This window comes from Phenylobacterium sp., from assembly GCF_031181185.1.
Lineage (GTDB): Bacteria > Pseudomonadota > Alphaproteobacteria > Caulobacterales > Caulobacteraceae > Phenylobacterium.
In genome coordinates this window covers 1-3,213 of the sequence record NZ_JAPSKZ010000270.1, presented here as the reverse complement: position 1 = coordinate 3,213, position 3,213 = coordinate 1, and the positions used below count along the sequence as shown (strand labels likewise).

General features: G+C 66.8%; 3 protein-coding genes. All 3 read left to right on the top strand.

Annotation, left to right across the window (positions count from 1 at the left end; genetic code table 11):
- On the top strand, positions 1-910 hold a 910-nt coding region (locus RIF93_RS19620), incomplete at its 5' end, for an arginine--tRNA ligase (RefSeq protein ID WP_309093131.1).
- Positions 911-1,017: 107 nt separating this feature from the next.
- Entirely contained in the window at positions 1,018-2,448 is a 1,431-nt protein-coding gene (locus tag RIF93_RS19615) for an SPOR domain-containing protein (protein ID WP_309093130.1), read from the top strand.
- 73 nt (positions 2,449-2,521) lie between these two features.
- On the top strand, positions 2,522-3,213 hold a 692-nt coding region (locus tag RIF93_RS19610; protein WP_309093129.1), incomplete at its 3' end, for a glycoside hydrolase family 3 N-terminal domain-containing protein.

The following is a 3,213-nucleotide window of genomic DNA, read 5'->3' as shown; positions in this document are numbered from 1 at the left end:
CGATCTGGTCTACATGGGCCGCCTCCCGCCGCCGAAGGGCCAGAAGGACGAGGATTGGGAGGACCGGGAGCAGCTCCTGTTCCGCGCCACCGCCTTCGGCGACGAGGTGGATCGTCCGCTGCTGAAGTCGGACGGCTCCTACACCTATTTCGCCTCGGACATCGCCTATCACCGCTCCAAGTACGAGCGCGGCTTCTCCGCCATGATCGACGTGTGGGGGGCCGACCATGGCGGCTACGTCAAGCGCATGCAGGCGGCCGTGAAGGCGGTCACGGAGGGCAAGGGCGATCTCGACGTGAAGCTCTGCCAGCTCGTCAAGCTCCTGCGCGGCGGTGAGCCGGTGAAGATGTCCAAGCGCTCGGGCGACTTCGTGACCCTGCGCGAGGTGGTCGATGAGGTCGGCCGGGACGCGGCCCGCTTCATGATGATCTTCCGCAAGAACGACGCTCCCTTGGATTTCGACCTTGCCAAGGTGGTCGAGCAGTCCAAGGACAATCCGGTCTTCTACGTCCAATACGCCCACGCCCGCTGCGCCTCCGTGTTCCGGCAGGCGGCGGAGGCGTTCCCCGGTGCCGACTTCTCGGCGGCACAGCTTGGGAAGGCCGACCTTTCGATTCTGAGTGACGAAGCGGAAATGGACATCATCCACCGGATCGCCCAGTTCCCCAGGACGATCGAGGCTGCGGCCGAAGCACATGAGCCTCACCGGGTGGCGTTTTACCTTTACGACCTGGCCAGCGGCTTCCATAGTTTATGGAACAAGGGCAAAGACTTGCCGCAATTACGCTTTGTTAATCTAACTGATAAAGATTCAACACAGGCGAGACTCGCTCTCGTGCACGCCCTGAAAGGTGTGCTCGCATCTGGTCTCGCAATCCTGGGCGTCACGGCACCTGACGAAATGCGATAGTGTTTCTTGAGGCGAATCAATCGCTTACGAAGCATCCGCGTCGGGTTCTGTCACGTCGTGCCGGCGGAGCAGCAGGTGCTCTTGTCGCGTAACTGGAGATCCGGCGCATGAGCGAATCAGTGAAGCCCCGTTTTGCCGTCGACCTCAGCGAGATCGAACGGCAACTCGCCCAGGCGGGCACCCCGCAGTCTCAGCAGGTCTCGGCCGGGCGGAGCGATCCGCTGGCGGAGTTGGCCCGGATCGTGGGGCAAGACGATCCATTTCAAGCCATTTTGGCCAATGACGGTTCCGCCCGTCCGCGGCAGCAAAGCTCTTCCATCGACGACCTTTTCGCCGTCCGCGACACCATGCCGCAAACGTCGCGGGAGACGCCGGCCCGCGCTTCGCAGGCCGCACATGTCGTTCCGTCCTTCGATCACGGCTCGTACTCTCAGAGCCGTGCCCCTGAGGCTGCTTACGCCCATCAGGCTAATTCGCAGGATCAGGATGCCTATGGCAACGAGGCCTATGCCCAGGACTACTACGCCGATCAGGCTGGCCAGTACGGCGACCAGGACTACGACCAATCCCAGGACTATGCGCCGGCCGAGAAGGGTCGCTCCCGCAAGGGGGTGATCGCGGTCGCGGCCGTCGTGGGCGCTGTCGTGCTGGGTGGCGGCGGAGCTTATCTGGCTTCCGGTTCCTCGGCGGTCACGGGCGGCGAGCCTCCCCTGGTGAAGGCGAGCAGCGAGCCGACGAAGGTGCAGCCGCAGAACCCGGGTGGGGTCGAGATCCCGAACCAGAACAAGCAGATCTACGAGCGGGCCAATCAGAACGGGGCGACGAAGGTCGTCAACCGTGAGGAGCAGCCGGTCGACGTGCAGCAGGCCGTGCGCCTGAACGGCAGCGCCGTGGCCGACGCGACCGGCGGCACCGTTCCCGGCGGAGCGGTCAAGCCGCAGCAGACCGCCAGCCTGAACCTCGGCGAGCCGAAGAAGGTCCGCACCGTCACGATCCGGCCCGACGGCACGGTGGCGGGATCAGAGCCGCCGGCCGCGCAGCCTGCGGCGCCCGCGGCCATGACCCTGCCGCCCCAGGCGCAGGCCGCTCCGGCAGCCCGTCCGACGCCCACCAGCCCCGTTCAGGTGGCGTCGGCACAGCCCAGGCCTGCAGCCAGCACTCCTGTGGCGGCTCCGGCAACTCCCGCACCGACCCCGAAGCCGGTCGCGGCGCCCGCCACGCCTGCCAGCACGCCGGCTCCCCAGCAGGTCGCTTCGGTTCAGCCGGTTGCCCCAGCGGCTGCGGAGACGACGGCGATCGGCGGATTCTCGGTCCAGCTCGGCCTCGCGAACTCTGAGGCTGCGGCGCAGACCTCCTTCGCGTCCTTCCAGCGCAAGTATTCCGACCTCGCGGGCATGCCGGCCCTCATTCGGAAGGCCGAGGTGAACGGCAGCACCATCTATCGCGTCCGGGTCGGCCCCCTGTCCAAGGAGGAAGCCTCCTCCCTCTGCTCCAAGCTGCAGGGTCAGGGCGGCCAGTGTTTCGTCGCCAAGAACTGAGGCGGCTGGAACCGGGTCAGCTTGGCGGCTGAGATTCCTTGACCCTGCCGAGCAGGGGACGTAAGGCGCGGGTATGAAAACCCGCGCCTTTATTGCTGGATGCTCCGGCACTGAGCTCACCCCCGACGAGGTCGCCTTCTTCAAGGAGGCCGATCCCTGGGGCTTCATCCTGTTCCGACGCAACGTGGCGAGCCCGGAGCAGGTGAGGGCCCTGTGTGCCTCCTTGAGAGACACCGTGGGGCGGTCGGACGCCCCGATCCTGATTGATCAGGAGGGTGGCCGGGTTCAGCGCCTGGGGCCGCCGCACTGGCCGAAATACCCGTCCGGCAGCACCTATGGCCGTCTCCATGCCAACGATCCGCTGGTCCAGCGCGAAATCACCCGGCTCGGGGCCCGTCTGATCGCCCACGACCTCCGCTCCGTTGGGATCACGGTCGATTGCCTGCCGGTCCTCGACGTGCCATCGCCGGGCGCCCACGACGTGATCGGGGACCGGGCCTACGGCAGGACGCCGAGCCAAGTCGCGATCCTGGGCCGGGCTGCCGCCGAGGGTCTCCTGGCCGGCGGCGTGCTGCCGGTGGTCAAGCACATGCCGGGCCATGGCCGGGCCGGCGCCGACAGTCACCTGGCGCTCCCCGTGGTCGAGGCCCCTCGCGAGGAACTCGAGCGGCATGATTTCGCCCCGTTCCGCATGCTCACCGACATGCCGCTCGCGATGACCGCGCACGTGGTCTATACGGCCCTGGATCCGGAGCACCCGGCAAC